This is a genomic window from Cobetia sp. (assembly GCF_983723665.1).
Genome location: NZ_CFDJES010000105.1, coordinates 1 through 4,315, shown reverse-complemented (window position 1 = coordinate 4,315; position 4,315 = coordinate 1). Strand labels below are relative to the sequence as shown.

General features: G+C 64.4%; 5 protein-coding genes. All 5 read left to right on the top strand.

All coding sequences use genetic code 11. From position 1 onward, the window contains the following. The first annotated feature begins 54 nt into the window (after nt 1–54). Nucleotides 55–897 (top strand): pyrroline-5-carboxylate reductase, encoded by an 843-nt coding sequence (proC, locus tag AC4FAH_RS10790; protein WP_286988735.1) that lies wholly within the window; start codon nt 55–57, stop codon nt 895–897. Between the two features lie 149 nt (nt 898–1,046). Then, the gene (locus tag AC4FAH_RS10785) at nt 1,047–1,628 is read left to right on the top strand and encodes a YggT family protein (RefSeq protein ID WP_043333437.1); all 582 of its coding nucleotides are present in this window, start codon (nt 1,047–1,049) and stop codon (nt 1,626–1,628) included. Nucleotides 1,629–1,897: 269 nt separating this feature from the next. Beyond that, a complete protein-coding gene (gene metX, locus AC4FAH_RS10780; RefSeq protein WP_286988734.1) occupies nt 1,898–3,091 on the top strand; it encodes a homoserine O-succinyltransferase MetX in 1,194 nt (397 codons plus the stop codon). Further along, a complete protein-coding gene (gene metW / locus AC4FAH_RS10775; protein ID WP_213114186.1) occupies nt 3,084–3,698 on the top strand; it encodes a methionine biosynthesis protein MetW in 615 nt (204 codons plus the stop codon). The genes metX and metW overlap by 8 nt, the downstream gene beginning before the upstream one ends. Before the next feature lie 249 nt (nt 3,699–3,947). Then, nucleotides 3,948–4,315: acyl-CoA thioesterase (locus AC4FAH_RS10770; RefSeq protein ID WP_490246015.1), on the top strand; the 368-nt coding region annotated here is incomplete at its 3' end.

The following is a 4,315-nucleotide window of genomic DNA, read 5'->3' as shown; positions in this document are numbered from 1 at the left end:
GCAAGGCTCTCGAGCTTGCCGCCAGCCCTCCCACTGAATGATCAGGAGCACCGCATGACGCACCAGAGCACCGCTACACCGCGCACCATCGCCTTCATCGGCGCCGGCAACATGGCCAGTGCCATCTTCGGCGGCATGGTCGATGCCGGCTATCCCGCGGACCGTATCATCGCCACGGCTCGCTCGCGCGAGACACTCGATGCCCTCGAGCAGCGCTACGGCGTGAGCACGACCCAGGACAACGCCTACGCCGTCTCGCAAGCCGATGTGGTGGTGCTGGGCGTCAAGCCGCAGATGATGCATGACGTCTGCCAGGCGCTGACCCCTGCGGTGCAGAACCGCAAGCCGCTGATCGTCTCGGTCGCGGCCGGCATCACCTGCGACAGCCTCGAGCGCTGGCTGGGCGGCGACCTCGCCATCATCCGCTGCATGCCCAACACGCCGTCACTGGTCGGTGTCGGTGCCAGCGGCCTCTATGCCACCGCCCAGGTGACGGAGGAGCAACGCGGCTTGATGGATGAGATGCTGACTGCGGTCGGTATCGTCGAGTGGGTCGAGGAAGAAGGTCTGCTGGAAGCCGTCACCGGCATTTCCGGTTCCGGCCCGGCCTACTTCTTCCTGTTCATCGAGTCACTCGAAGCGGCAGGCATCGAGCTGGGGCTGAACGCCGAGACCGCGCGCCGCCTGGCGATCCAGACCGCCCGCGGTGCCGCCGAGATGGCCTTCTCCAGCGAGCATGAGCCTGCCGAGCTGCGCCGCCGCGTGTGCTCGCCGAATGGCACCACGGAGCGCGCCATCAACAGCTTCGAGGAGGATGGCCTGCGCGAGACCGTCGAGCGCGCCGCCAAGGCCTCCAGCGTGCGCGCCGCCGAGCTTGCCCGCGAGCTGGATCGCTGACAGCCTCTGCTCCACTGACAACTCCTGCAGGCCGCTGGCAGCCCGGGTCACAACAGGCCATCATGCGCTGTTCATCTGTTGTTGGCATGCTAGCGGCATGACGCGTGCACTATCGCGCGCCCACTTCTCACCGTCTTAAGGAAAGCCCCATGGGTGCTATGGGTAATATCGGACTTCAGCTGGTCACCATCCTGCTGCAACTGTTTGTCTACATCCTGATGCTGCGCTTCCTGCTGCAGCTGTCCCGCGCGGACTTCTACAACCCGGTCACCCAGTCAGTGGTCAAGGCGACCAACCCGCTGGTGGCCCCGCTGCAGGGCATCCTGCGCCCGCTGGGTCGCTTCGACATCGCCACCCTGGCCGCGGCCTTCATCGTCGTCAGTCTGGTACTGGTCGCGATCGGCGCCCTGTTCGGTGGCGGCATGCTGCCGGTCGGTTTCATCGCGCTGACGGCGCTGGGCACCATTCTCGACAGCATCATCAACATCTACTTCTTCGCCCTGATCGCGATGATCATCCTGTCGTGGGTCGCACCGCAGGCCAACCACCCGGGCGCCATCCTGGTCCACCAGCTGGTCGATCCGATCATGAAGCCGGTGCGCAAGGTGATCCCGTCGATCGGCATGCTCGATCTGTCTCCGATCTTCGTGTTCATCGCGCTCAACCTGGTCGGCAGCCTGATCAACCAGACCCTGCCGTCACTGGGCATGCTGCGCAGCGCCTTCAGTTAAGCCGGCGCTCCGCCAGCAAGGTTGGCTCGCATGCGCCCAGCGCACAGGCCGACGAGATCAGCGCCCGCCACGGACTCCCGTGGCGGGCGCTCTTGCATCGCGTGTCACTGGATCACGCGTGCGCACGCTGTGCTAGAGTGAGCCCTCGGCCGAAGCCAGAACCACGGTGCACGAGACGCCCACAAGGCGCATCACCGAGGCTTCGCGCCCCGGACACGGGCCTTGCCCCGAACACTCTGCTGGACATGATGCTGGAAACCTTCACCACGATGCCTGATTCCCTGCCCCCGGATTCGGTCGGTCTCGTCACGCCTCAGACTGCCCACTTCGATACCCCGCTGGAGCTGGCCTGCGGCAGACGCCTCGAGCAGTACTCGCTGGTCTACGAGACCTACGGCGAGCTGAACGCGGACGCCAGCAACGCCATCCTGATCTGTCATGCCCTCACCGGCCATCATCATGCGGCTGGCTATCACGCCATGAGCGACCGCAAGCCTGGCTGGTGGGACGACTACATCGGCCCCGGCAAGCCCATTGATACCTCGCGCTTCTTCGTCATCGCGCTGAACAACATCGGCGGCTGCCACGGCAGTACCGGCCCGACCTCGATCAACCCGGAGACGGGCGAGCAATGGGGGCCTGACTTCCCATTGGTGACCGTGCCGGACTGGGTCGAGAGCCAGAAGCGCCTCGCCGAGTCTCTCGGCATCACCCGCTTCGCGGCGGTGGTCGGTGGCTCGCTGGGTGGCATGCAGGCGCTGCAGTGGGTGATGGACCACCCTGATCGCGTCGGTCATGTCGCCATCATCGCCTGCACGCCGAAACTCTCGGCGCAGAACATCGCCTTCAATGAAGTCGCGCGTCAGGCGATTCGCTCTGACCCGGAATTCCATGACGGCTGGTACTCGCGTGTCGATGCCGTGCCCAAGCGCGGCCTCAAGCTGGCGCGCATGGTCGGTCACATCACCTATCTTTCCGAGCATTCGATGGGCACCAAGTTCGGGCGTGATCTGCGTCAGGACCGCCTCAACTTCGGTTACGACGTCGACTTCCAGGTCGAGAGCTATCTGCGCCACCAGGGCGATACCTTCTCCACCGCCTTCGATGCCAATACCTACCTGCTGATGACCAAGGCGCTCGACTACTTCGATCCTGCCGCCACGGCAGGCGATGACCTGTCCGCGGCCATGGCGCCGATCAGCTGCCCGGTACTGGTGGTCAGCTTCACCACCGACTGGCGCTTCGCGCCGTCACGCTCTCGCGAGCTGGTCAACGCCATGATCCATGCCGGCAAGTCGGTCAGCTACGCCAACATCGACTCGCCGCACGGCCATGATGCCTTCCTGCTGCCGGGCGAACGCTACGAGACGGTGCTGGGCAACTTCCTGACTCGCGCTTACGACCACGCCTGTGGCGCGCAAGCCACGCAAAAGCCGAGCACCAAGGAGGCCAGCCATGCGTAACGACCTCGCCCAGATTCATGACTGGATTCCCGAAGGCGCGCGCGTGCTGGACCTCGCCTGCGGTGACGGCACCCTGCTGGCCTCCCTCAAGGAGACCAAGCAGGTCTTCGGCTATGGCCTGGAGATCGACCCCGACAACATCAGTGCCTGTATCGCACGTGGCGTGAACGTCATCGAGCAGAATGTCGATGATGGCCTGGCCAACTTCGCCGACGACACCTTCGATCGCGTGGTGATGTCCCAGGCATTGCAGGTACTGCGTCGCCCGGACCGTGCGCTGGAGGAGATGATGCGCGTCTCGCGTGAGGCCATCATCACCTTCCCCAACTTCGCCTACTGGCGTCACCGCCTGCACCTGGGCATGAAGGGGCGCATGCCGGTCTCCAAGTCGCTGCCTCACGCCTGGTACGACACGCCGAACATCCACCTGTCGACCTTCGCGGACTTCGAGCGCCTGTGTCGCGCCCAGGGTCTCAAGATCATCGATCGCGCGGTCGGCAATGGCGATCACGAGCCACACCCGGCGGCGACCTGGTGGCCGAACCTGTTCGGGGAAGTGGCCATCTTCCGCGTCTGCCGCGACAACTGCCCGCCCGACCAGCGCTGAGTCCAGGCGCCAGACATAAGTCGCCACAGACCAAGCGCCAGGCACCGCAAGAAAACGGCCGACAGGGCACTCCTGTCGGCCGTTTCGCGTCATGACACTACCGATTCTTCCACGCCGCGATAGCGCTGCGCTATCCGGGCCATGCACAGACAGTCACAACTAAAGTCTATATACTTTCGGGGTAAACGCAGCTGAGGATCACGGCTCGCACTTCCGGTGAGGTGCGCCGGCATCCCGAGGAGAGAGTGCATGAACTTCCATACCCGCAAATGGGTCAAGCCTGAAGATCTCAACCCCAACGGCACCCTGTTCGGTGGACGCCTGCTGGCCTGGATCGATGAAGAAGCGGCCATCTACGCCATCGTCCAGCTGGGCACCTCGCGCGTGGTCACCAAGTTCATGTCGGAGATCAACTTCGTCTCCAGCGCGCGTCAGGGCGACATCATCGAACTGGGCATCACCGCCAGCGCCTTCGGTCGCACCTCGATCTCGCTGTGCGTCGAGATCCGCAACAAGATCACCCGCGAGCGCATCCTGACCATCGACCGCATCGTGCTGGTCAGCGTCGATGCCGACTTCAAGCCGGTGCCCCACGGCCGCACGCGCATCACCTATAT

Bases quoted from the DNA above. Each gene is read 5' to 3' on its own strand.
- metX (WP_286988734.1), top strand. From the start codon at position 1,898: ATGCCTGATTCCCTGCCCCCGGATTCGGTCGGTCTCGTCACGCCTCAG.
- metW (WP_213114186.1), top strand. From the start codon at position 3,084: ATGCGTAACGACCTCGCCCAGATTCATGACTGGATTCCCGAAGGCGCG.
- proC (WP_286988735.1), top strand. From the start codon at position 55: ATGACGCACCAGAGCACCGCTACACCGCGCACCATCGCCTTCATCGGC.
- AC4FAH_RS10785 (WP_043333437.1), top strand. From the start codon at position 1,047: ATGGGTGCTATGGGTAATATCGGACTTCAGCTGGTCACCATCCTGCTG.